This window comes from Paenibacillus qinlingensis (assembly GCF_031455095.1).
GTDB classification, from domain to species: Bacteria; Bacillota; Bacilli; order Paenibacillales; family NBRC-103111; genus Paenibacillus_E; species Paenibacillus_E qinlingensis_A.
Genome location: NZ_JAVDSB010000001.1, coordinates 459813 through 485071, shown reverse-complemented (window position 1 = coordinate 485071; position 25259 = coordinate 459813). Strand labels below are relative to the sequence as shown.

Below are 25259 nucleotides of genomic sequence, written 5' to 3'. Positions count from 1 at the left end.
TAGTATACCATTTACTGAAGTGAGGTTGAAGGTATGAAAAACATTTATAAAGGCATTAAAACAAGGGAAATCAGCTTTCCTTTAGGAGGAATAGGCAGTGGAAGCATTGGCCTTGCAGGCAACGGCCAACTGGTTGATTGGGAAATCTTCAATCGACCGAACAAGAAGAGTTTTAACGGTTTTAGCCACTTCGCTATTAAAGCAGAGCGCGATGGTGCGGTTGTCGATGCACGCGTGCTGCAAGGCGATATGCAAGCCCCATATATGGGTGAATATATCCGCGGTGGAGCTTTGCATAGTGGATATGGATTTGGCCCGGAGAGCCAGACGATGGCTGGCATGCCTCATTTTCAAAAGGTAACGTTTCAAGGGGAATTTCCTTTAGCTGAAATGACTTTCGAAGAACCGGCTTTCCCTGGCAATATACGATTAATGGCCTATAATCCCTTTATCCCGCTCCAGGCGGATGATTCAAGCCTACCTGCTGCCTTCTTCGAATGGGAGATTGAAAACACAACGGAAAGTATCCTTACCTATACGATAAGCCTATCGGCAAGTAATCCACAGCCAACTGAGAAAATCATTCACACCTACCACCATTCGAGTGGTGAACATGATCGCGAATTACATATGATTAAGCTGAGTTCCAATCCATTCAACCGTGAAGATCCTCAATACGGGGATATTACGATCGCTACGGATGCCGCCAATGTTAGTTATCAGGAGTTTTGGTACCGCGGAGAATGGTGCGATAATCTGGAAATGTTCTGGCATGATTTCACTCAACCCGGACCATTCACAAATAGACAATACCAGGAAGATGAGCGCCCACCGCACCGAAAAGACACGGCATCGTTAGCCGGACATCTTACGTTGTTACCTGGGCAGAAGCAAAAGATCCGCTTCACGATCTCCTGGCATTTCCCACAGGTCGTTAATTATTGGAACCCTAACCCGTCTGGCCCCAATAGTTGGCACAATTACTATGCGACACTTTTCCAAGATTCTCAGTCGACTGCACAGTACGCTTTTAACCATTGGGATCGCCTGTATGGAGACACGCTAGCTTTTAAGGAAGCGTTATTCTCATCTACTTTGCCAGCTGTGGTGCTTGACGCCGTTTCGGCTAATCTTTCTGTTATCAAAACAGCGACCAGTCTACGCCTGACAGATGGTTCCTTCTATGGATTTGAGGGCTCCATTTCAGATACCGGCTGTTGTGAAGGCTCGTGCACCCATGTGTGGAACTATGCTTATGCCTTGCCTTTTCTGTTCCCTTCCTTGGAGCGCAGCATGCGCGATCTGGATTTCACGTACAATCAACGGGAGGATGGCCGGATGTCCTTTCGATTGATGCTGCCGCTTGGACGAGAGCGAAATAACTACCGCGCCTGCGCGGACGGTCAATTCGGCGGTGTGCTGAAGGCGTATCGCGAATGGAAAATATCGGGGGATACCGCGTGGTTGCGCTCGATTTGGCCCGCTGTCAAACAATCGATTGAGTATGCCTGGGCTGACACGAACGAAGATAAATGGGACCCTGAGAAAAAAGGTGTTCTCACAGGCCGCCAGCATCACACCTTAGACATGGAGCTTTATGGTGCCAACTCCTGGCTAAGCGGATTTTATTTGGCTGCCCTCAAGGCAGGTGCAGAAATGGCCTCATTTTTAGACGATGTGAAGTCAGCCGATACCTACTTGCAGATTTTTGAAACCGGTAAAGCTTGGGTTGATGCGCATTTGTTTAACGGTTCTTACTATGTACAACAGATTGATTTAACGGATCCAACAGTTCTTGATTCTTTTGGTGAAGAAACCATTAGTAGTTATTGGAATAAGGAGACTTGCGAAATCAAATATCAGATTGCCGAAGGCTGCGTCATCGATCAAGTCATCGCCCAATGGCATGCCAATCTGTGCGGTTTAGGTGAAATTTTCGATAAGAAACAGACACGAATCGCTTTGAAATCGTTGTATCAGCACAACTTCAAATCCAGCATGCGACAGGAAGCGAATACGTGGCGATTGTATGCACTCAATGACGAGGGTGGTCTTGTTATCTGTACATGGCCGAAGGGCGTGAGCAAGCCTGCGATTCCTTTGACTTACAACTCGGAAACCATGACAGGATTCGAATACCAGGCCGCATCGCACATGATTCAAGAAGGTTTTATCGAGGAAGGCGTCTCAATTGTTGCAGCAATCCGGGATCGTTATGACGGCGAGAAACGAAATCCTTGGAATGAGATCGAGTGCGGAAGCAACTATGCCCGATCTATGGCGAGTTTCGCTTTGATTCAAGCTTTTAGCGGCTTTGAATATAACATGGTCTGTAAGATGATTGGCTTTCGTCCCGCACAACTGGTCGAGGGTCGGTTCCGAACTGTGTGGTCCCTGGATATGGGCTGGGGGACGTATGAGCAAACTGCCGAGCAGATTCACATACAGGTGCTCGGTGGTAAGCTGGAGCTTAGCCAATTGAAGCTCCCTTTGGCGGAATTGCCATCGATTCAACACCTGCAGCATGATGGGGTTAACATAGCTTTTAATAGATGCGAAGATGGCATTCAGCTGTTATCACCGCTCAACATGGCGTCAAAATCATCACTTGTTCTTACATTCCGCTAGGCTAGTTTGGTATCGTGTGATGCCCGATACAGCAAGTAGCCTCCAATTCCACTTTAAGTGGGGTTGGAGGCTTTTGGGATGTTACTGGGGGGTGCTTCTTTGGCCACTTCTCTTCCTAGTGACTAAATCCCCAGAAACTTCGCTAACTTATCAAGCAATCGTTGTTGGGATGACAATTGTATCGTGATCGTATCAAATCGATTGTTTAATACTTCTTCATTGTTTACAACTTGACTGTTAATTGCCTGTTCAATAAGCTCAGTTAATTTCTGGGAATTAATAGCATAATTGTTACGCATATCTTTCTCTAACTCTGTGATGCTTTCCTTATACTGCTTTCGCAATTCATAGGTCACTGCATGCATTTCATTTCTGAGATTTTGCTCCAACACTTGTGTGATCTTGGGTTGAACGGTTTGGAGTTCCTGCTCCATCATCGTGATACTTTCAGTAAGTTGATGTTTCAACTCGCCTGTCACTGACTCCATATCATTTCGAATGTTTTTCTCCAAAGCCTCTGTGATTTTGGGTTGAGCGGTATAAAACTCTTGCAGTTCTTGCTCTAATGCCGAGACACCTTCATGAAATTGTGCTTGCATTTCACTTGTCGTAACCTGAAACTCACCTTTGATATTTTGTTTCAGAGCCTCAATCACTTTGGGCTGAACGGTATAGAACTCTTGGAGCTCTTGTGTCAACGTTGCGACACTTTCCTGCAGTTGCTTCTGTTGCTCATTTAACTCTGTTGTCGCTGCAAGCATTTCTTCTCTCAGATTGTGCTCCAGCGTTTCTGTTACTTTTAGCTGAACGTTATTAAGCTCTTGAAACTCCTGTGCCAAAGTCGAGACACTTTCATGCAGTTGCTTCTGTAATTCCGTTGTTGCTGCGAGTAATTCTCCTCTAAAACTCTGCTCAAGCACCTCTGTCATTTTGAGCTGAATGGTCGTGAGTTCTTGGAGCTCATCCTCTAGCTTCGTAATGCTTCCGTGCTGTTGCACCTGTTGTTCTTGTTGGTCTTGTTGCTCCTTTGTCACGGCTAGCATTTCATCTTTGAGCTCGTGTTCAAGCGTCTCAATCAGCTTGGGCTGAACCGTATAGACCACATGCTGCAGTTCAGTAACCTGATCAGATACACTTTTATATTGCGTGTTGAGTACATCCACATTAGCGGCAACTTCATTGCTGTCGTCTTGCTCAATCACCTCAGCCACTTTGTAAGTAAAAACTTTAATGATATTACGCAGCTCAGCAACTTCTTCGGAAATACCATTGAATTGTAGATGTAATGAGTCAGCCATGTTGGTTAACCGTTCATCCTGATTTGCATCCGTCGTGACTTCGATCATCTTTTCCATAAATGTAAGGACAATATTGCGAAGTTCCGCGACCTCATTCGAAAGCTCATCGAACAGAACATTGACATAATTCTTAGTAGGCGCTACTTGTCTACCACTTGAAAGTGAAGATATGCTAACCATTGGACTTTCTTCTACCTGTTCGTTTATGCGTTTTGGCGTTTTATTGGCTTCTATTTTTTGCGTTAAAAACTGGACCAGATTACGTAATTCCAAGATTTCATTGCTTACTAGCGGGTTCGCTATGTTGTCTACTGGGGGTACGTTCAATTCCTGATCAGCGGCAGGTGTCGGAGTAACAAGAATCTTTTCACCACTTTGCGGATGATTCCCTTTTAGGCTCATTTCCAGTAAATGTTCGTTTATCATCTTAAGAGATTTATTGGCATCTTTTAATTTGGCAATTACTCGAAAGACTTCGACTGCTTCTTCTGTATATCTTAAGCTTCCTCCAACAGCGGTAGACGGAAGAAAATCAGCAAATTGTTTGGACCATTCTACGACAGTCGCTTGCGTTTTCCGAATGGAACGTGCGATCTCATTGACTTTGTATGTCCTTTTCATTTGTTAACGATCATATCCTTTCTTCTTGTATCCCGTAGGCTTAGGCATCTATAACATGGTATTCAGGACGCTATACAAATGACAATGAATGTATCAAATTGTTCGCATCGCAAAAAGGCTGTCCCTATTCAGGCCAGCCTCGACATTATTAAATGGTATTATTTTACAAGTCCATGTGGATCAATAACAAATTTGAGAGAAACACCACGATCAAATTCTTGATACGCTTGCGGCGCCTCTGCCAAGGAGATAAGAGTCGCATTAACCGCTTTCGCGATTTGTGCTCTGCCACTGAGAATCGCCATCATCAGGTCTCTATTGTATTTCATAACTGGTGTTTGCCCCGTTACAAATGTGTGTGATTTCGCCCAGCCCAGTCCGAAACGGATCTTTAATGTGCCAATTTTGGAGTCTTCATCCACGGCACCCGGGTCACCAGTGACATAGAGTCCAGGTATCCCCAGACTTCCGCCCGCGCGAGTTACTTCCATGATGGAATTAAGCACCGTGGCAGGCGCTTCGCCATGCGCTTTGCCATGACCATGTGCTTCGAATCCTACGCAGTCGATGGCGGAATCTACTTCAGGCGAGCCAAGAATCTGATCGATTTGTCCTGCTAAATCTGCATTTTCGCGGAGATTAACGGTCTCACAGCCGAAGCTTTTTGCTTGTGCTAAACGCTCAGCATTCAGATCCCCAACAATAACCACAGCTGCTCCAAGCAGTTGTGCGGAGTGTGCCGCTGCGAGACCAACTGGGCCAGCGCCGGCTACATATACCGTTGAACCTGGACGAACGCCAGCACTAACGGCGCCATGATAGCCCGTCGGAAAAATATCCGAGAGCATCGTCAGATCAAGTATTTTCTCCATCGCTTTGTCTTTGTCCGGGAATTTCAGCAATTGGAAGTCTGCATATGGCACCATGACATATTCCGATTGACCGCCAACCCAACCTCCCATGTCTACATACCCGTAGGCTGAGCCTGGCCGATCTGGATTTACATTTAAACATACATTCGTGTTACGCTCTCTACAGCTGCGACAACGACCACAGGCTATGTTAAAGGGCACGGATACTAAATCTCCCTTTTTAATAAACTCTACATCGCGTCCTACTTCAATGACTTCCCCTGTAATTTCATGACCTAAAATGAGTCCTGACGGAGCCGTTGTCCGACCTCTCACCATGTGCTGATCACTTCCGCAAATGTTCGTTGTTACGACCTTGAGTATCACCCCATGCTCGCATTTCCTACCAACGTTCAAGGGATTGACACCAGGCCCATCCTTCAGCACTAACTCCGGATAATCGGTATCACGAATCTCAACACTTCCTGGCTTACTGTAGACAACTGCTTTGTTTCCTGCCATGTTCTCTTCTTCCTCCCACACTTGAATTATGCTGAGTTAGTCCCCTTCATAAAAGGTGTCTTGGATCATACAAATTCGGAAGTAACGCAAACACAAGGATACTATTCTCCCTTCTTGCCTATATTCCTGCAATCACACACTATAAATTGATAGCGATTACATATGCAACAAGAACGCACAGCCAAGCTGTGCGCTCTTGCTCATTACGAATCTCGGCATTCGAACTCGTCACTATCTATGGTGCATTAGGTCCAACTTCTGCTACTGTCATAGGGTGTTTTCCAAAGGTTGTGCTTGAAGACCGCTCATCCGCTCCAATGTCATTGGAAGAACGTGCTTCTCCATCCATATCCTCGGTCACATACGTATAGCTTCCGACTGCAGCATTAATCGCCGGACTTGTGGATGACAATTTTTGCAAGCCATTTACCGTTGTGAACAAGGGGTTGGTATTCCAAATTTGGGCCGTCGTCCGCGAACTGTTATTGCTTACTGTGCTTCCGTAACCGATGTTCCCCTCGAAGACTGTGTTTGTAGTTCCCACTTCATTGTACAGCGTACCCGTGGAGTTTCTTACAATATTATTAGCTACTCTGCTATCCTGTGGAGCCAAGGGTTTGCCAGAACCAACGATGATCCCCGTCGTACTGTTCACGATCGTATTGTTGACAACTTGCGCTCGGTAGATTTTCCACTGTGCTCTCAAGTCATCCGCTGATGGATTGGACGGATAACCACCTGTACCACCATCATAATCAGCATTATCTAAAATGATCGCGTTAGCTGTTAGATTTTCCATGTAATTGTTGTAAATCTTATGATCATTGCCATATATCCGAATGCCCGCTTGTTCCGATTCTACACCATCACCTAAAAAATAGTTTCCATAGAAGGAGTTGTTATGCCCATGTCTGGAAGTGAGTCCACCCTTGGAAGTCTTAAAGGTATTGTAACGAACGGTGTTGTTACTGCTTTTCACAGACACGATTTCCGGTTCGCCATCGCAGTTCTCGAAAAGATTGTACTGAATGGTATTATACCCATTGGACAAAGAGATGCCAGATAAGCCCAGGCGTATCGTTTCTTTCCCATTTGCTACCCATGGCCCCACATCATGAAAGTAATTGTATTCAATGACATCGTACTGAGAAATATTTCCATTGTTATCGCCTTGATAAGCAATCAGTGGATCTGTGTCACTCTTCGGACCAAAATCATTATGGTCGATTCGATTATGATGACTGTTGACGCCACTAACCTGAAGCCAGATGAGGGTGCTGCCTGTAGCTTGCAGGGCGAATCGATTTCGAGTCACACGAATGTTATTCGAACCATCTAATAATAGGCCCGTATTCCCTAAATTTGTGAATTTCAATCCCTCGATTACGACGTTGGATGAATTCTGTATTTGCAGCGACGCGCCTCCAGAAATGATTGCCTGCCCTGCATTTGCTGCCTTAATTGTGATTGGACTGCTCGCTGTGCCATTTTTGTTACTTAAAACAAATGGTCCTGTTTGGGCATACGTCCCATTAGCGAGCACGATGGTCGTTCCTGCGGAAGCATTGCTTAAGGCGGTTGCTAACTGTGCAGATGTAGAAACAGAAACACCTGGTATCACAGGAGCTTCACCATAAATCTCCACCTCCGTGTAACTGTTCCATAAGTTGTTGGAGTTGCCGTGTCCAACAATGCGCACATAACGTGCTGACGCTACATCAGTGAAGTCAAACGTTTGTAAGCTTGTGTTTAGTGAACTTGTCACATTGGCCTGAACCGTCGAAAAATTCAAATTATCGGTGGACGTTTGAATATCAAAAGTGGAAGTCCGTGTATCTCCGCTTACAAAGGCTATTTTTATAAAAGCAACCCTAACATTGGACCCCAAATCATACTTGATCCATTGTCCATTCCCACTTGCCGACCATCTTGTCGTTAAGTTCCCGTCCACCGTGTTAGCTGGTACATTCCCATCGTCCGCGCTTGCACTCACATTAGACCCTGAGACGGAGAACTTCGCATCTACGGAAGCGCTTACAGAATTGTCGCCATAAATCGCGACCTCGGTATAACTATTCCATAAGTTAGCTGAATTACCGTGTCCCACTATGCGAACATAACGGGCAGGGTCTACATCTGGAAAATCAAAGGTCTGCAAGCTTGTCGTTAAACTGCTCGTCACATTCGACTGAACCGTCGTAAAATTAACATTGTCCGTAGAAGTTTGAATATCGAAATTCGATGTCCGCGTATCCCCACTTATGAATGCCATCTTCATGTAAGAAACCTTTTTAACAGAGCCCAAATCATATTTAATCCATTGCCCATCTCCACTTGCCGACCAACGTGTCGTTAAGCTTCCATCCACCGTATTGGCTGGCACGTTCCCATCATCTGCACTCGCCGTCACTCCCGATGGTGCCACCGACAATTTCGCGTCAGCAGCATAACCTGCGAATGGGATCATAGCAAGCAACAAACTTATCAATACCATCATAATTCCTACATGTTTACCTTTCTTCATAAATACATCCTCCCTTAATCTTACTTACGCAGTGGACACTGAAATCTCTCGAATCTTTGAACTCCTTTCCTAGATGTTGAGTGCGTGCACTCCTCTCCAATTTAATACAAATCACCGAAAATAATCATCATCATAATCGTAACTGTATCTTCAAAATCGAAACTATCTACCCTCATTACCTAAACTGGCTATCCAAATTTAGAAGAGAGCTCATGCCAAGAAGCCCATGCACAGTTGCATGGACCACTTACAGTCATTCGGGCAATTTATTTACACACGCTTCCATCATGAGACGGTCCAGTAACTGTTGTGTATATAGACTTCGTGGAGTGACATGGCTCCCAAAACTTTCCCAGTAGGCTTCCTTGCGCTGCCGTTGATCATAGGGGCTTGGGAGAAGTGACTTACCTTGCGTTCCGACATGTCCAATCGCATAGTTTTGAGCCGTTGGGGGCTGTTGAGAGACTAGCTCGTTGGATGTATTCCACGTGACATAGTTCGCCCCAGACCATCCGTGGCCGCTCCCCAACCACCCTCGATCCTGAATATGAATACGCCCCATTACATTGTCATACAGACAGCCTACTGACCAGCGATGATGGGGTTCACTCGAGTTGTAATCCTCTTGTGATTCACAGTCGAGGAATACATTCGGCCCTGCAACACGCGCATCTACGACAAAAGCATGTCTGGCGGTTTCCGTAAAGGCACGCTGGACTAGCGTTAACTCACCCATGAGATGAAAGGCATACCGGCGACCTCCTGTAATCACGCTGACAAAGTCATAGGCTGCACAATCTTGGATGGTTATCCATTTCGCAGAGCGACCAACCTGCACCAGTGCATGCTGGAGATGGAAGCCAACGACATTGCGAATCCATGCGTTTTTGACATTGTCCACATCTATAAAATTAATCGCATGCTGCTCATCCGCAAGGTAAGATTCACTACCCTCATTGCCGTCGATTCGTGAGTCTTGGATAGTTGAATCATACGAAACAACCACTCTCAAATACTCGATACCGATCTGCTCGATACGGCACGTATCCGCGAATTTAATCAATGACCCGCCTCCCCAGCAGCTTTCAATTGCATTTGCGATAGGCGCATCCAGTGTCACGCAATTGCCATCGATATGAGTAACCACTCTATCGAACTCCAGCTGGAACGGAAGCCATTGAACAGTTCCTCCTCCAATTGGCCGCAAGCGAATGGCGTCCATGCCAATGGCATGAATCCATCGTTCGTTGCCATAGCGGAGTACCTTGACGGTGTCTCCCACCCGATAACAAGATGCATCGCTAACATGAATCGTTCTTGCTCCCGTGGGCACATAAAGATCACAAATAGATGTCTGTGTATCGGGCAGTAAACAAGGAACTGATTCGCCCCTAATTTCAATCACATTTCGCTGCGTTGTACCTGTGGCAAATAGTAGGGTTCCATCTTCGCTTTCCCCCTCACCACGTACGACAATGCCGCTTGCATGAATCTGCAATGTACCGCCGATGGGATAGACACCTTTCTTCAAAAGAACGGCACCTCGAAAACCTAAGACAGATAGTGGTAAATCAGCTATCTGATCAATCGCTGCCTGGATATGTGTCGTATTATCTCCTTCCACAGGTTCAAGGACAATAACTGTCTCCACATCAGGTAAGGCAACGCCTCCCCCACCATAACCGCAATTTGAAAAATCGAGGATCTGATTCCCTTTGTAATCAGGTACGTAAGCCAGTTTCCCCTTCTCGTCGATATGTACGATTTCACTTTGCCCATCGTTATTCCTGTGAGGATCCTTAACGGTAAAATAAAAAGCATCATAAAAGAAGCGGTCCCCTTCTATTTCCATTACAATGCTTATTCGGTACTTACCTGACTCCCTCACTTCACCTGGAAATGTAATAACCGACGCCATGCCCGAAGCCACATTTATTTCAGAATGCCGATCAACCAGCTGTTCCAAAGTCATGTTTACTAACGAAACATTCATCTTCATCGCCTCGGTGGGTTTCACATGCACATATGGAAATAAACAACCAAGTTCCAAGTAGGCTGGCTGACCGATGTCCATAACCAATGAGGGATGTACCATATTGATATCTACTAACCACTCTGTAGGATCACTTACATCTATAAAGAAGCTAGCCTCTTTCATCACGCCGTCTAAAGTGACACTTATCTTTATCTGTGAGATGCCTGACTTGAGACTGTTTATTACCCAATTCTCATCTATTGTCACCACATCCTCATGGCTGCAGCTAATCGAGATATCCTCAAAATCGAAGTAGACATTTGAACCGTCTGTTAGCATCCCTCTCAGATTCAACTTCACCCGTTTGTTCACTTGTACGGTTAATGTATCGTCCTGATCGTAAGCGCTACCTTCAACCGTACAGACTAAGCGATCTAACAAGGGACCTGAAGGGATCGTTAGCCGTTCATAGACACCAAGTTCGATAAGCTGAAAATCCCGCTCCGGATCAAACAGTTCCACTTCCAAAGTGACATATCTTCCTCTAACTTTTGGAAACAGAGCACTTTCGTCTAAATGAATGCCACCTCTCGACGTTTCCCTGCTATACGTTTCACTCCAAATTTCTCCATCAGTAGAATAAAGAATTTGGTATCTATGAATGAAACCGGACGCCAGTTTCAACTGGACAACATTGAATGCATAGCAATCCCCCAGGTCAACTGTGATCCATACGCGGTTATCCTCCCTACGATCGGAGCTCGATGGTTGCCAACAAGTATCAAGGGCACCATCGACCGCTTGATGGCCAGTCCCATTCGAACTTTCTGAGCTGCAAGTTACTTGGCCATGTAGCGCGAGATTAATCTCCGTTATAACTTCTGTCTTTGACATCCGAGTGTCTCTCCTTCCTAATGATGCTTACTCATGAGCTATCGGATCAGGGACTCATCATCACTAGAGTTTACTCCCCTATTTTTCCTTTGTCATTGTCATCACTTATACCTCTATGTCTTTTTTTATGTTGAATAGAAAAAACCGCCTAGGTCATCTACCCAGACGGAACTTTGGTTATATCATTTTAGATAAGACATCATTTCGAAAAAAAGATATACTAATCTTGATACAAAAGGAGTGAAACTCACGTGCAGTATGAGCGCCTGCCCTTAGCTACCGGTTACACGATTCAAGAGAAATATGCCCAATTCACTGATCATGATTTACATATGCATGATGCTCTCGAGGTCAGCATTGCCCTGGATCAAGGGATGAAATACAAGATCGGAGATGCCATCTATTATGCAGGACCAGGAGATATTTTCCTACTACGCCCATTTGAACCGCATTGGAATCTCATTCAAGAAGAGGGACAGACTAGTCGCTGGATCATGTTGCTTTTCTCTCCCTCTTTTGTCGGCTTCGTGCCGCGAGGTTCCAGCTTGCTTACACCCTTTTACATGTCGAATACCTCGCCTCTCATTCCTGCGGATACCGTCTACGCACAAACGGTGCAACGATTGGCCATTGATGCCCTCGAGGAGGAGAAGCAAGCACTTCCCAGCTGGGAGCTTCAACAGCAAACATTGATGATCCAAATGCTGGTTCACATGCAGAGGTATTATGTTACGAATAACCTTGATCAATCCCAAGAGGATTCCTCTTCCAGTGGCATTATCCAAGCGATTAAATATGTAATGACGCATTGGTCAGAGGACTTGGATATGGACCTTGTGATTGCCCAATCACACTTGAAGAAAACATGGTTTTATACCAAATTCAGGGAAGTGACAGGTCTAACTCCGAATGAGTTTATTGTTCGGTTGAGACTTCAGTATGCCGGGCATATGCTGCACGCCACGACAAAATCCATTACGGAGATTGCCTTGACTTGCGGCTTCGGTTCTGCCAGTTATTTCAATAAAGTGTTCAAAACGTTTCATCAAATGACACCGAGAGCTTACCGTAAGCGATGAACCACCGCATCACATTAATCTTTTAGAATTGGTAACCTGATAGTTGTACGCGATCTTCCAGCAACTTACCCGTCTTGGCATAACGGCAGCTCGCGGCTCCAACTTGGAAGGCATAGGCACGACGTGGTTGATCGGTATGGTTCATTTTACTGTGATGAAGCGTCTCGCGATGGAAAAATACTGCATCCCCCGGAGCCATCGGATTACATGGCGTTCCATTAGCCGGCTCAGCCGCTCGCTTATGCCCTTCTTCTGTATTTAGATTGGGTTGCCGTCCCTGTAGATGGGAGCCTGGCGCGAGCCAAAGTCCCGCATTTTCCTGAGAGATATGATCAAGTGCAATGAAACCATTCAGCATATGGCCAAGAATATGGGTATATTGGTTATCCTGATGCCACTCCAGCCCCTTCCCTTGAGGATCTACGACAGCATACATCCCCATCCAAAGCTTGACATCATCCCCCAAAATACGTTCAAATACGCGAACAACATCCTGATTCGTCAGAAAGCTTGTTGTTTGGGGATAAGCCTCGCGTTCTTTGGCGATATCAATAATAGCGTGACTTTTCCATTGCCCGTTCCCCATCATATTCGCGAACACAGCATTTTCTTTGTTAATGGCCTCCACAGTTTCGCTTGTAATAAAACCAGGTGCGTAGAAATACCCTTCACGGTAAAATTGGTTAATCATTTCCTCTGTTAATTGAAAGTTCGTAACTTGTGACATCGTGTCAGCCTCCCCAAGATCTTTAAATTACTATGATTACTACATTCTCATCGTACACAAATGATTCAAAGTAATCTTGCATGGGGATAGGCTAAAACTAGCAATTTTGTTCAGTCTGGTCATGAGAATAAGAAATAGCCGCAGATTGGGATCTGCAGCTGGTATGGCTATTTTAGAATCAAAACTGCAAAAATACATCTTTTTCAAGGAGATTAGTCCGATTATCGAAGAATTGCTGCGAAAATACATCCTTTTATACCGATATTCCTTAAAAAGGATAAATGTGGTGATAAAAGATGCATATTCTCATCTTTTCTACCAGTCCGTGACTTTTCTAGCAGGAAAAGATGCATATTCGCATCTTTTTAGATTTTGACTTTCCCAGACCTGAACAGCCGTATTTCTCATTTCAAACGAACGGTAGTTTATCCAGTTAACAAGCCTCGCTGGACTCCCTACTTCACATCCACCACAATGGAATTTAGTAATCGTCCGTGCACGTAGGGCAGTAACCGCCATCGGCCTCTTTCCGGCAGCATCATCGAAGTTGGCAGATGACGGTCTGCACCATTATTAGCCTGCCCGAGGGCATTCGCTGAAGAAAATGCATTGGAGGAAAACACTTCAATAAGCGTATTCGAGCCTTCTCTTACCGCAAGTATCTGGAAAGGACCATCCAGTTCCTCATCTGTCCCCCAGAAATGCCACATATATTTGTTCGTCCTGCCAGCGATAAAACCAGCATCAATAAAGCCAACCTGTTTCTCAAGCCCACGCATCCAATAATTGCCCGATTGAAATATTGGACTGATCTCCCAAGACGGATCACTCATGCTCACTGCTACATCGCCATAAGGTTGATCATCTAATGTCACATCTAGTCGCCATACGCCGGCAAGTGGGAGTGTAAAACGAATGGCATACCTTTCTAAGCCAGGATACCCTGGGCTAGCTGTTTCAATCTTCTCCGAAGAGACCGTTTCACGGTGTCCTGTTGGGAGATGAACCGCTTGAATCGTAAGCGTTTTCCCTTTAAATGTCGCCATCGCCTCTTCAAAGTGAAAGATATAGCCGTTCATTACTCCTGCTTGCGCATTAGGCTCTGGTGCAACAGAGAAAATCAGTCGCCCCTGCTGGTCATATGCGTTCTGTTCTTGAACATTCACATGAACAGAATTTGGCGCACCTGCTAGACCAAATACAAGAACGACAATCAGCAGCATCATAACAGCCGCTCCCCATTTATATCTTCGTCTCGGGGGATTTGCCGCTTCACTTACACGAAGTAGCACACCATGTGCAAGTCGATTGGTAAAATGACGTTTGGCAAACGGCGCTTCAGACATTTGCTTTGCCCAAACAGGCTTTTCCTCATGCATGATTTACGACTCCTCCATGTTCAAGGTTAATAACGCATTCATCTTCGTCTTGGCTCGATGCAATCTTGATTTCACAGTTCCCACGGAAACATGTAAAAGTTCAGCAATTTCATTCATTTTGAGACCGTAATGATAATCCAAAATGAGCACTTCCCGATATTTGCGAGGTAACGACATCACGATGTCCCACAACTCTCGATTATCCATTCGATCGAAGACAATTCGCTCCGCAGCTGGAGAGCTGCCAGTCGCAATGAAACGATCCGTTAAAGTTACTTTTCGAAAAAAAGCCCCCTGTAAATAATGAAGCGATTTATTTCTTGTTATCGTTAGCAGCCAGCTTTTCACCGTGCATTCCCCGCGAAATGCATACATCCCTGTAAATGCGGCAAGGAACACTTCTTGCGCTATATCGTCTGCCACATGTGAACGCTGCGTTAAGAAAAAGGCAAAGTTCCATACATCTTCCCCGAAATTTTCCATGAGGTCTTGTAGTACAAGTTCTCGGTCATACCCGTCAGCCAAATGTTTGATATACGCCAAATCGTCCGCCACGCGCTCACCTCTATGTATAAGACCGTTCAACTAGGAAAAGGTTCCTTTTTGTGGTAAAAAAAAATAGCCCCAGACTAAAAAGTCTAGAGCCACTGCTTTACCTTTCGTATCTTCCCTTTATGCTTTCAAAAAATCTTCCGCCAGCATTGCGAACAACAAGTGATCTTCACGTTTTCCATTAATCTCCAATAACTTGCGATTGAGCCCTTCTTGCTGGAAGCCGGCCTTTTCCAACACACGTATTGATCCCACATTTCGCGGCATCACACCTGCTTCTACTCTCTGTAAGCCTACTTCTTCAAATGCATATTTCAAGATAAGTTGTATCGCTTCTGTCATGTACCCTTTTCCATTGTGCGCTTGATCCATACTATAGCCAAGAATACATTTCTGATGAGGCCCGCGTTGGACTTCAAATAGTGCAATATCCCCGATGAGTTGCTGCGTTTCTTTTAAAAAAATACCGAATGCATATCGTTTATCTTCTTCTCTTTGGGAATTACTAGTTAGAATACTCTTCTCTTGCACTTCTTTTGTATAGAAAGATTCATTGCGCTTAGGGCTCACTCCCTCAAACAATTGACGGTTACGCAGCATGAGATCCAGCATATCATCTGTATCACTTACATCCAGAAAGCGGATATAGATTCTTCCATTATTGTCATTCATGAATACCATCATCCTTTATCTCGAAGTCCTGTTATTATACGTCGGAATAAAGAATGGTTCAAATTACGTTATTTTTGATTATGAAAATAGTGCTGTAATTTCTTGGCGAGCTCATCATCCGAAAGTGGATTCCGGTGTGTATTTTCCAAGAAAGGATGAATGCCAAAAACGGTTTCACTCATATGCAAAATACCGTAAACGCACCCCAAGTCATCATTGGCAACATGACGAACCGGTGACCACAAACGAACAGGCGGACCAAGGAAAAAATCATGGCGCGTCCTAAGAAGCGACAACGCCATGATTCTAGGCCATCTATTATTTTTTTACTGCTGTATCATACTCTTTGGCTTTTTTCATCAATTCTTCGTAAGCTTGATCCGCTGTGGCTTTGTCGAACATGACTTTCTCAACGATTGTTTTGTAGTCTTTCTTGAAGTTACCCCAGCCTTGCGGTTCAGCGACAAATTTCTGTGCTGCCGGTCCTACTTTGTTAATAAAATCAACCGATGTTTTGTCGGACGCGCTGAAATTCGGAGCAAGTGTACTTACGATTTTTGCATTTCCTGGAATACCACGTGTTAAAGATAATGTTTTCCCTGCTTCTTGGTCGTTAATGAACCACTCAACGAATTTTTTTGCTTCATCCTGTTGCTTGGAGCCTGCGTTTACACTCCAGAACATACCCGGTTTCAACCAACCACCTGTTTGTGCCGATTTTGGAAGTGTTGTAAACCCGAAAGCATCAGGTTTAAGACCATTAATGGCACCCACTTGATTGGAGAAGATGTGACGAGCAAGCGCTGTTCCATTGACCACACTATCCATCTTCGGATCAAGCTCTTTGTCTGTAACTGTAATATCAGCAGGTGTAACGATGCCCGCTTTACGCATTTCGGATTGCTTATTCAAGTATTTGATCCATGTATCTTTATCGATCGATAGCTTGTTATCTGTAAAAGACTGCCCTTTACCTTGGCTTAGCTGATAAGCTGTATAGTCAACTAAATCTGAGCTTTGATCAACGAAAACGTATTTATCTTTCCCTAGTTTGGCTTTAGCATCTTGACCAAATTTATAATAATCATCCCAAGTCCAGTCCCAAGCTGGTGACTTTAAACCTAATTTTTCGATAACTGTTTTATCGTAAGCCATACCCAGTGCGGCCGTTCCTAACGGCATAGCGAAGAGCTTGCCATTCACTTTACCTGATTCGATAAGCGCTTTATCCATATCGGCAACATTAACGCTTGCAAGATCAGCGACCAAATTACGTCCAACATACTCATTCAAGTAAGCAGCATCCATTTGGATAATGTCAGGGGCATTTTTCGCTGCGAACTGAACGCCGAGTTTATCGAAGTAACCGTCCCAACCCGAGAATTCGCTTTCAAAAGTAACATTCGGATGTAGTGCCGTATACTGCGTTAGCGCCTTCTGTGTCGCATCATGACGTTCTTGTGCGCCCCACCAAGCAATACGAAGTTTAACAGGCGTTGCAGGTTCTGCTTTTGGTGTTGCAGCCGCTGCCGCAGATGGTTGAGCCGAAGCTTTCGCTGGCGCTTCCTCTGTTTTGGATCCGCAAGCTGATACCGATGCCATGACAACAAGTGATAGTGCAGCAGTCATTAATTTCCTCTTCATTGTATAATTACCCCTCTCGCATATGTCGATCTCACACACATATCGTATCTCTGAAAGACTGAACGGTATAGGAGAGGATCGAACTGATTTCTTTCAGTTTTTCAAACAAGTGGGGAGAATAATTTACTTTTTCAGCAAATCACTAGGGTTAATTCCGCAATATTTCTTGAAAAGTGTACTGAAATATGGCACATTATGATATCCTACTTGCTCCGAGACTTCATAAATCAATAAATTCCCTTCTAAGAGAAGTGCCTTCGCTTTCTCTAGTCGGACACGAATCACATAGTTCATAAAGGTTTCCCCTGTCACCTTTTTAAATAGCTGATTCAAATAATTTTTCGAGATAAATAACTGTCCCGCCAACTCATCCATCGTAATGTCTTTCGCATAATGCTCATGAATGTAACCGAGCATGAAATCGACCGCCCCTTTATGCTTCTGGTTAATGCTTGGCTGTCGCTTCTGTCCAATGCTCTTCACCTTTGCTTGCAAGAAGCTCTCCACATCCGCACGATGAATAATCGTATCTGTTGACGTAACCAGCTCATTCTCATCCGCTGGAGAGATCGCCATGTCAGCTTGCTGTGCTGCATATTGTAGCAGCGTCCAAATCTCCGTAGCTAAGACACGATAGAATAGCTTGGGGTCACCGCCTTTGGCCGACGCTTCTTGCCGATCAATGAACTGCTGAATATGGGACCATAACGCTTCCTCACTGTTTTCCTGCAGGGACTGGGAAAGGTAACGAACCAGATCCATTGCACCTTGCCCTTGCCCAAAAGCTTGCAACGATTCAAAAGCGACGTCTGCTGACGCCTTCAAATCTTCCCATTTACTTATGCGTTCGCCTATCGCTGCTTTCACCGTTAAACCCAAATAGCGCAGCATACTGGCTGTTAATGTCTCTATGAAGCGTCCAGCTCTCTCAAGCGATATCTCATCTGCTTCGTTGCGAGGAATATGTAGGACAAGTGCTGAATACGGTCCGAATAGCCAAATAAACGCTGATTCCGGCCATTCCTGCTGCGTCAGTTCTTTCGTAATATTGGACATGGCGAAGCGAAATAAATGCCAATCCGCCACCGAGATATCGATAATCCGGTCTGTCTTCACCAGTTCAAGCACGACGACCTGCTGATCATAGTCTGTCCAGTAGGCTTCGACAGTAGGCAGCTTCATATCAGCCGCATTAGGCTGAAGAGTACCATTAACCAGAGCTGCAAGCTGCTCATCGGCCATTTGTTTCTCATAGTTTTGAACAAAACGAACTAGCCGCTTTTTCTCCATTTTTTCCAGATAAAAATCTTCTAATTGGCTAATCGTGCGAAACAAGACTTCGCGAATCTGTTCGATTGTTATGGGTTTATTCAAATAATCATCGACATCCAAACGAATCGCTTGCCTCGCATACTCAAAGTCGGTATAACCGCTATGAATAATAAATCTGCCTTGAAAGCCTTCCCCCCGCAGTTTCTCAATCATTTCAATACCGCTAATGCCAGGCATATATAAATCCGTAATGACAATATCGGGCTCTACTTCACGAATTAATTCCAGTCCACTTTCCCCGTCAATCGCATCTCCTGCGAATTCAGCATCTAGCTCGGCCCAAGGTATGATATGTCGTAAACCTCGTAAAACCTGAAAATCATCATCTACGATGGCTATTTTCCACATGCTCATGTACTCCCTTTTGTTATGAATATGGTTAACTGTCGGATAGCGGGAATCGAATCTCAACTTGAACGCCGCCTTGCTCTCGATTGCTCAGTTGTAAGCTATATTGATTGCCGAATAAGGCATCCAGCCTTTCCTTCACATTACGAAGTCCATAGCCTCCGCGCTTCCTAGGCTTGTTTTGCCAATTCTCACTAAGCCCTTTGCCATTATCCGTAATCGTTACATATAGGTCGTTCTCTTTTCGATAGATATCTATACCTATTTCGGCTTCGGAAGCGCCATGAAAACCATGCATAAAAGCATTCTCTACGAACGGCTGCAGAAAAATTTTCGGCATGAGGCAGCTCTTACAGTTTTCATCCACTTTGATTAGATACGACATTTTATCTTCCCAACGCACCTGTTGAAATTTTAAATAGTGGTCAATATGGGCGACTTCCTCTGTGACAGCCACCAGACTATTCGTATTCGATAGCGCTAAGCGAAACATACTCGCTACTTGCGCGAGCATCGAGCTGATCTTATTCTGCCCCGCTTCGATCGCCGTCCAGTTAATTTGATCAAGCGTATTATATAAAAAATGAGGATTAATCATCATCTGCAACGATTTCAGCTCTGCTGCCCTTTGCTGAACATGCTGCTCCCGCAGGGATTCATACAGGTCCTCGATCCGTTGTGTTAACTTTCGATACCCATGAAATAACTTGCCGAACTCATTTTTATAATCAGTAGGTAAACCTTGATCATCCCCAGGGGAATATTGGCCCATGGCTCGAATCAATTGATTCATCGGTCTCATGAATCGGCGAGATAAGAATAAAGTAAGCAGCAGCACGAGCACAATCGTGGTAGCCCCAAGTAGAAGAAACAGCTTTGCCATGCTTTTACTGCCTTTCGTCATATCACTCCAAGAGCTTGCCTCGAAGAGTGTCCACTGGGAATCTGGTGATTTGGCCCAAACGAAGAAATCATCCTGCACCCGTAAGGAACCGCTTGGCTTATCCATCTCCCCCTTCAAGGTGAGTGTCGCTTGCTGCAATTTGCTGCTGTTGCCAGCATGCGTAATTAATCGGCCTGCTGCATCAAGTAAAGCCATATTGGTCGTATCATCTTCAGTTGATATCAAATGCCGAATGCTCGATACTTTTATATTAAAAACCATTAAACTGTAATATTGATTGCTATTATTAATGACCTTACGGGCGAAGCTTATCACCGATTCTTCACGTCCATTGGACATGATTTTGTGCTCGCCAAGCCAAGCGCTATCTGTTTCCAGAATACTTGGATACCATGCTTCCTTATCTAATTGCGACATCGGAAAGAACGTAACAGGCCCTTGGGTATCCGACGTAAAGGGGTAATCCGAATAGACATGGATGGATTGCAGAATCGGTGTGCCGAAGACAAGATACTTCAATTGACTCTGCAGGTCCGTCTCGATTTGAAGGCGCTCGTACGCGTCCTTATCTCGTAATCGGCCGTACAGAAGATCGACATTCTTGGCCGAGGTCCCCGAGGTCTGCTCAATACCAATTAAGCTTGTGCTCATTTTTTTGCTTAATTCATTTAGCAACCGTTGCTGATAAAAGGATGTATTGGAAGCAATTTCGCTCGATGTACCCGAATAACTAACGGCAATAACAATCCCGATTAACATGGCTATAATGACGGCTGAGCTAAAAAAATAAACCGCAATAATGCCGTATGATTTAAATGGATTTTGCAGCATGTGTCTGCCCTCCGTATGATTCAAACTAAGCTCTTATGCAAAGAAAGCCGCAGCAAATGCAGCAGCTTTCCTAGTCATTCCTAAGCTTATCCTTTTAGGGCACCCGAAGCAATACCTTCAACGAAATGCTTCTGAGCGATAAAGAAAATGATTACGGCAGGCATAACAGACACTAAAGACATAGCTAACATCTGCCCCCACGGCACCGTTCCAGCAGAATCAATGAACAGCTTCAGAGCTAAGTTCACCGTGTATTTATCGACAGAGTTGATATACAATAATTGACCAAAGAAATCATCCCAGTTCCAAAGGAAACAATAAATGGCAACAGTAACAAGCGCAGGTTTGGTCAATGGAATAATGATCCGCCAGTAAATACCGAACCAAGAACATCCATCTATTTTCGCAGACTCATCCAGCTCTTTCGGTATGGAACGAATAAATTGCACAAGCAAATAGATAAAGAAGGGACCTCCCACACCACCTGCAAGCAAATGAGGAACATAGAAGGGTAAATACGTATTAATCCAATCAAATTTACTGAATAACACATACTGAGGCACGATCGTTACTTGCGTCGGAAGCATTAACGTCACTAGCAGAATGCCGAACCAGAGCTTACGAAGTGGAAAATCAAGGCGAGCAAAAGCAAAGGCAACAAGGGAACAAGATACGATACTGGTAAATAATACCCCGGAGATTAATTGAAAGTTATTGATATAAAAGACACTGAAGTCATAGTTCGGAACGGATATCCAGCCTTCGGTATAGTTAGCCCAGCGAAATGTTTCGGGAAATAAATTCGGTGAGCGCATCTCATCATTCGTTTTGAGGGAAGCTCCTAACCACCAGAAGACAGGGTACATCATGATCAGACTTGAAACTAGTAATAAAAGATGGGTCAAACCTTGACGTCTTGCCATCATTTCCCCTTCCCTCCTTGCGTCTCATAATAAACCCAGTATTTAGAGGTTGCGAAAATAAGTGCTGTTACTGCTGCAATGATGACCAGTAGAATCCAAGCTAGCGCTGAGGCATAACCCATTTGAAACTTCGAGAATGCTCGTTCATACAAGTACATGACGTAAACGTAGGTTGAATTCACAGGCCCCCCATTAGTGATGATAAATGCCTGCGTAAACATCTGGAAGGAATTAATCGTTGATTGCACAAAGTTAAACAAAATGATGGGAGACAACATGGGCAGCGTAATCGTGAAAAATTGTCGTACCTTGCTAGCGCCATCTACTGAAGAGGCTTCATACAAATCCGTTGGAATTTGTTTAAGTCCTGCAAGGAAAATAATCATTGCCGATCCGAATTGCCATGCAATGAGAAGGACGAGTGTCCCCAAAGCCGTGTCGGGGTCAGCAATCCATGATTTCCCTTGAATACCGACAAGCGCTAAAGCTTGATTAATAAAGCCGTCTTTGCTGAAAATATTTTTCCATAGAATCGACACAGCGATACTCGTCCCGATCAATGATGGGAAGTAGATCATCGTCCGATAGAAGGAGATCCCTCTGATTTTCTTATTCAGCAGCATCGCCACCAACAGAGCTGTAACAAGCTTCAGTGGTACGGAGAATACAACAAATAGCAAGGTTACCTTGATTGACTCGCGGAACGTATCGTCCTCCATCACGATATGCTTGTAGTTCTGTGCGCCAAGCCAATGTGGTGCGTCCAGTAAGGAATAATCTGTAAACGAGTAATACAAGGACATCAGGATTGGCCCAAGTGTCAATAGGAAAAATCCAATTAGCCAAGGGGATAAAAAGAGGTATCCGGCCACAGGAGACTCCCATCGGCTTAGAAACGGGATCTTCTTTTTCTTCGGTTTTGCAAGCAAACGGTCTGTTTGCAGCGCGTTGCTTTCCATTAATCATTCCACTCCCTGTTCAAAGCGCTACATGAATCGCTTGTTATCTGATAGTTTTATTATAAAAGGCATCTCAGAGGAGTTACATTGCGCATTGAATGAAGTTCTTTCACTATTTCACACACAAAAATCCCGAACTGCCATCGCTGGAAATTCGGGATTTTTCGTTTAAATGACGTTATGGCGTGTAAACTTTTACCGTATTAACATGCGTAGTACCTGTCTGCGAGTTATCCGCATAAAATTCGATCTTGGACACATTCGCTACTGCTGCTCTCATTGTTGCTTGAGAAAGCTTCAACGTGCCGTTCACATAGAAATCAAACTTATCCGTGTTTGTATCTAGAACGATTTTGAAATCATACCAAGTGTTCGCTGTGAATGCTTGAATAGTCGTCCAAGTGCCATTCACGTTCGCTTTGATGTTCCCCGTGTCCATAGCAATAGATTCCGTTACCACACCTGAACTGTCATAGAGGTAAGGCAAACACCACCACGACGTCGTTTCACTTCGTTTAACACTCGCCTCAATCGTTATTGATCCGCTAGTCGCGCCAAATGTTTTGGACATCGACGTTTTGGCTGATGCTGTCGGTTTGCTGAGCTGTACGCTCTTATCGGTCGCACTCGGTACAGCTTGCACAGTGATCGCGTTTGGACTGGTGCCGTTGGCAATTGTCCATCCTGTTGGGGCACTGCCAGTAGTCACAGCATCGAATGTATCATTGACTAAGTAGGTAGGACCCGTACTTCCTCCCGTAACCTGCGTTTCATCGGCACCAATATCGGCTGCGCCTGTGTATAGCGTATCTCCCCAGAAATCAAGCCCACCATTGGACGTAATCGTAACTCCTTGATTAATGATCGGAGAACTTGTTTGAAGCTTATAGCCACCTAATGTGCTCATTGCGGGTCCACTTGCTTCTGTTCCCGTTCCGCCCGTTCCTGGGCTTACTAATTTGGGATCACCAATTTTCGGATTCGCATCTCCAGCAGGAACGGTAAGTCCAGTCCCATAGTAACTATTCGTGTTATAAGCAATACCGCCACCTGTCGTTAGAACTGCTGAACTTTGGGTGGAATTCAAAATGTTGTTTCTAATATTGTAGCTGGCACTTATATAGGATCCATAGCCATAAATTAAATAAGTGCTATTCGTATTGTAGATCGTATTGTTATAAATTTGTGAGGTTGCTGCCGAATCGGAATGGAGATAAATCTGATATCTCGAATTACCTGTAATCACATTGTATCGGATAATGGAGTCCCCAAAGCTGAATTGACACAGCAGAATGCCATCCCCATTGCCATGAATGTAATTGTATTGGACGACCTGTTTCGTCGTTCCTTTATCTGTGTCGATACCGTTAAAGTCGGCGCCTCCTGCTTTTTTCACCACACCATAGGTCTCGTTCTTCTGAATAACAACATCGTCGGCATAATAGGTTTCGATTCCTGAAGTTCCCGCTGCCGCAACCACATTATTCTCGATTAATCCGCCTTTAACATCCGTCATATAAATACCATTACACCCATAAATCGTGTTCGCTTGGCTAATGAAATTATTCTTGATCGTCACATTTGTAAAAGGATACCAATTCGTATCCGAAGCTGAACTCCGAACACCCCATCCGACCGAAACAGAGGCATTCCCGTTATTATCTCGCCCATCACCCGTATATTGCTTAAAGATGATTCCACCAAAGGAAGTATCCTTAATGGAACTATTAGAAATAACCACATCGTTGAATTTGCTCTTCACTGTTGCTGCTGCCGGAGCTAATACATTCGTTGACATATCAAACACAATGCCGCCGGTTCTCTTGGAACGATCCCAACCCGTTTGAAAAGTGATGCCCATTGCATTATCCGCCACATCCCCGCCAATCCAGTTCACTTCACCACTCACATCGTGCACATTGAGACCATCTAAACGGAAGTAATTAAGCGTGCCGATGTCTGCTCCAGTAATATGAACGCCTCTTAGATCGCCGAGGGAACCCGTTGTTTGGTTGCTAATATCTAGATTGTGAATTTCCCAATACTGCTGATTATATAAATATACCGTTGCTTTAACGGCACCTTGACCTTGGAACTTTGGCTTAGCGCCTGTACCATACTGATCAATGATAATTGGGTTCCCTGAGATACCCGAGCCTTTTGGATACAATTGACCGACCCAGGTATTTCCCGCTTCAAATAAAATGCGATCACCAGGCTGGAACGTTGTAGCGTTTACTTTGGTCAAAGATTTCCAAGCCGTCGCGGTGCTTGTGCCATTGTTCGAATCACTGCCGTTAACGGCATCTACATAATAAGTTGTATTCGCAGCCCATGCATTTGCTGGTGCAAGTAGTATCATCAATGAAAACAACATCATAATGGTGACTACGAGTGCACCTAAACGTTTACTTTTGTTCAAGTATAATCTCATGATCCTAGCCTCCTCCTCATTGTAAGCGCTTAACTTTCAGTGGAAAATAAAACTTCTTACTCGCCTGGATTCACCATGATCTCCCTGCTACCTATTCATCCCCCCTTGGTTGTAACAGCCTGGCATCTAATTAGGATGATTACTCTTGGTGTTTTGGCCGCT

At 44.6% G+C, this 25259-nt stretch carries 17 protein-coding genes; 3 read left to right on the top strand and 14 right to left on the bottom strand.

Annotation, left to right across the window (positions count from 1 at the left end):
- The first annotated feature begins 33 nt into the window (after positions 1 to 33).
- Positions 34 to 2628 carry a GH116 family glycosyl-hydrolase gene (locus tag J2736_RS02005; protein WP_310223025.1) on the top strand — a complete coding sequence of 865 codons (2595 nt, stop codon included), beginning with the start codon at positions 34 to 36 and terminating at the stop codon, positions 2626 to 2628.
- Between the two features lie 122 nt (positions 2629 to 2750).
- On the opposite strand, the gene J2736_RS02000 is transcribed toward J2736_RS02005, so the two are convergent.
- The 4 genes from J2736_RS02000 to J2736_RS01985 all read right to left on the bottom strand — a co-directional run bounded on the left by J2736_RS02000 (position 2751) and on the right by J2736_RS01985 (position 11313).
- The gene (locus J2736_RS02000) at positions 2751 to 4547 is read right to left on the bottom strand and encodes a MerR family transcriptional regulator (protein ID WP_310223024.1); all 1797 of its coding nucleotides are present in this window, start codon (positions 4545 to 4547) and stop codon (positions 2751 to 2753) included.
- 158 nt (positions 4548 to 4705) lie between these two features.
- Positions 4706 to 5920 (bottom strand): formaldehyde dehydrogenase, glutathione-independent, encoded by a 1215-nt coding sequence (gene fdhA / locus J2736_RS01995; protein ID WP_310223022.1) that lies wholly within the window; start codon positions 5918 to 5920, stop codon positions 4706 to 4708.
- A gap of 235 nt (positions 5921 to 6155) precedes the next feature.
- Positions 6156 to 8444, bottom strand: a complete 2289-nt coding sequence (locus tag J2736_RS01990) for a chondroitinase-B domain-containing protein (protein WP_310223020.1) — start codon at positions 8442 to 8444, stop codon at positions 6156 to 6158.
- Between the two features lie 253 nt (positions 8445 to 8697).
- Positions 8698 to 11313 carry a discoidin domain-containing protein gene (locus J2736_RS01985; RefSeq protein ID WP_310223018.1) on the bottom strand — a complete coding sequence of 872 codons (2616 nt, stop codon included), beginning with the start codon at positions 11311 to 11313 and terminating at the stop codon, positions 8698 to 8700.
- Positions 11314 to 11564: 251 nt separating this feature from the next.
- Between J2736_RS01985 and J2736_RS01980 the strand changes: the two genes are divergently transcribed.
- Positions 11565 to 12392: an AraC family transcriptional regulator gene (locus tag J2736_RS01980; protein WP_310223016.1), complete on the top strand. Its 828-nt coding sequence runs from the start codon at positions 11565 to 11567 to the stop codon at positions 12390 to 12392.
- A 22-nt stretch (positions 12393 to 12414) separates the two neighbouring features.
- On the opposite strand, the gene J2736_RS01975 is transcribed toward J2736_RS01980, so the two are convergent.
- The 4 genes from J2736_RS01975 to J2736_RS01960 form a co-directional block, all read right to left on the bottom strand.
- Positions 12415 to 13119: a phytanoyl-CoA dioxygenase family protein gene (locus tag J2736_RS01975; RefSeq protein WP_310223015.1), complete on the bottom strand. Its 705-nt coding sequence runs from the start codon at positions 13117 to 13119 to the stop codon at positions 12415 to 12417.
- Positions 13120 to 13574: 455 nt separating this feature from the next.
- A complete protein-coding gene (locus J2736_RS01970) occupies positions 13575 to 14498 on the bottom strand; it encodes a DUF4871 domain-containing protein (protein ID WP_310223014.1) in 924 nt (307 codons plus the stop codon).
- Positions 14499 to 14501: 3 nt separating this feature from the next.
- A complete protein-coding gene (locus J2736_RS01965) occupies positions 14502 to 15083 on the bottom strand; it encodes a sigma-70 family RNA polymerase sigma factor (RefSeq protein WP_310223012.1) in 582 nt (193 codons plus the stop codon).
- Positions 15084 to 15170: 87 nt separating this feature from the next.
- The gene (locus tag J2736_RS01960) at positions 15171 to 15722 is read right to left on the bottom strand and encodes a GNAT family N-acetyltransferase (RefSeq protein WP_310223010.1); all 552 of its coding nucleotides are present in this window, start codon (positions 15720 to 15722) and stop codon (positions 15171 to 15173) included.
- On the opposite strand from J2736_RS01960, the gene J2736_RS01955 reads away from it, so the two are divergent.
- Positions 15721 to 16008: a hypothetical protein gene (locus J2736_RS01955; RefSeq protein ID WP_310223008.1), complete on the top strand. Its 288-nt coding sequence runs from the start codon at positions 15721 to 15723 to the stop codon at positions 16006 to 16008. The two genes, J2736_RS01960 and J2736_RS01955, sit on opposite strands and share 2 nt — an antisense overlap.
- Before the next feature lie 32 nt (positions 16009 to 16040).
- On the opposite strand, the gene J2736_RS01950 is transcribed toward J2736_RS01955, so the two are convergent.
- The 6 genes from J2736_RS01950 to J2736_RS01925 form a co-directional block, all read right to left on the bottom strand.
- The gene (locus tag J2736_RS01950) at positions 16041 to 17366 is read right to left on the bottom strand and encodes an ABC transporter substrate-binding protein (RefSeq protein ID WP_310223006.1); all 1326 of its coding nucleotides are present in this window, start codon (positions 17364 to 17366) and stop codon (positions 16041 to 16043) included.
- A gap of 123 nt (positions 17367 to 17489) precedes the next feature.
- Complete coding sequence (locus J2736_RS01945; RefSeq protein ID WP_310223003.1) at positions 17490 to 19046, bottom strand: response regulator transcription factor; 1557 nt, start codon at positions 19044 to 19046, stop codon at positions 17490 to 17492.
- Positions 19047 to 19077: 31 nt separating this feature from the next.
- Complete coding sequence (locus J2736_RS01940) at positions 19078 to 20781, bottom strand: sensor histidine kinase (RefSeq protein ID WP_310223001.1); 1704 nt, start codon at positions 20779 to 20781, stop codon at positions 19078 to 19080.
- A gap of 86 nt (positions 20782 to 20867) precedes the next feature.
- A complete protein-coding gene (locus J2736_RS01935; protein ID WP_310225156.1) occupies positions 20868 to 21704 on the bottom strand; it encodes a carbohydrate ABC transporter permease in 837 nt (278 codons plus the stop codon).
- Positions 21704 to 22663, bottom strand: coding sequence for a carbohydrate ABC transporter permease (locus J2736_RS01930; RefSeq protein ID WP_310222999.1), 960 nt, complete (start codon positions 22661 to 22663; stop codon positions 21704 to 21706). Before J2736_RS01930 ends, J2736_RS01935 begins: the two co-directional genes overlap by 1 nt.
- Positions 22664 to 22841: 178 nt before the next feature.
- Positions 22842 to 25097, bottom strand: a complete 2256-nt coding sequence (locus tag J2736_RS01925) for a right-handed parallel beta-helix repeat-containing protein (protein ID WP_310222996.1) — start codon at positions 25095 to 25097, stop codon at positions 22842 to 22844.
- Positions 25098 to 25259 lie beyond the last annotated feature (162 nt).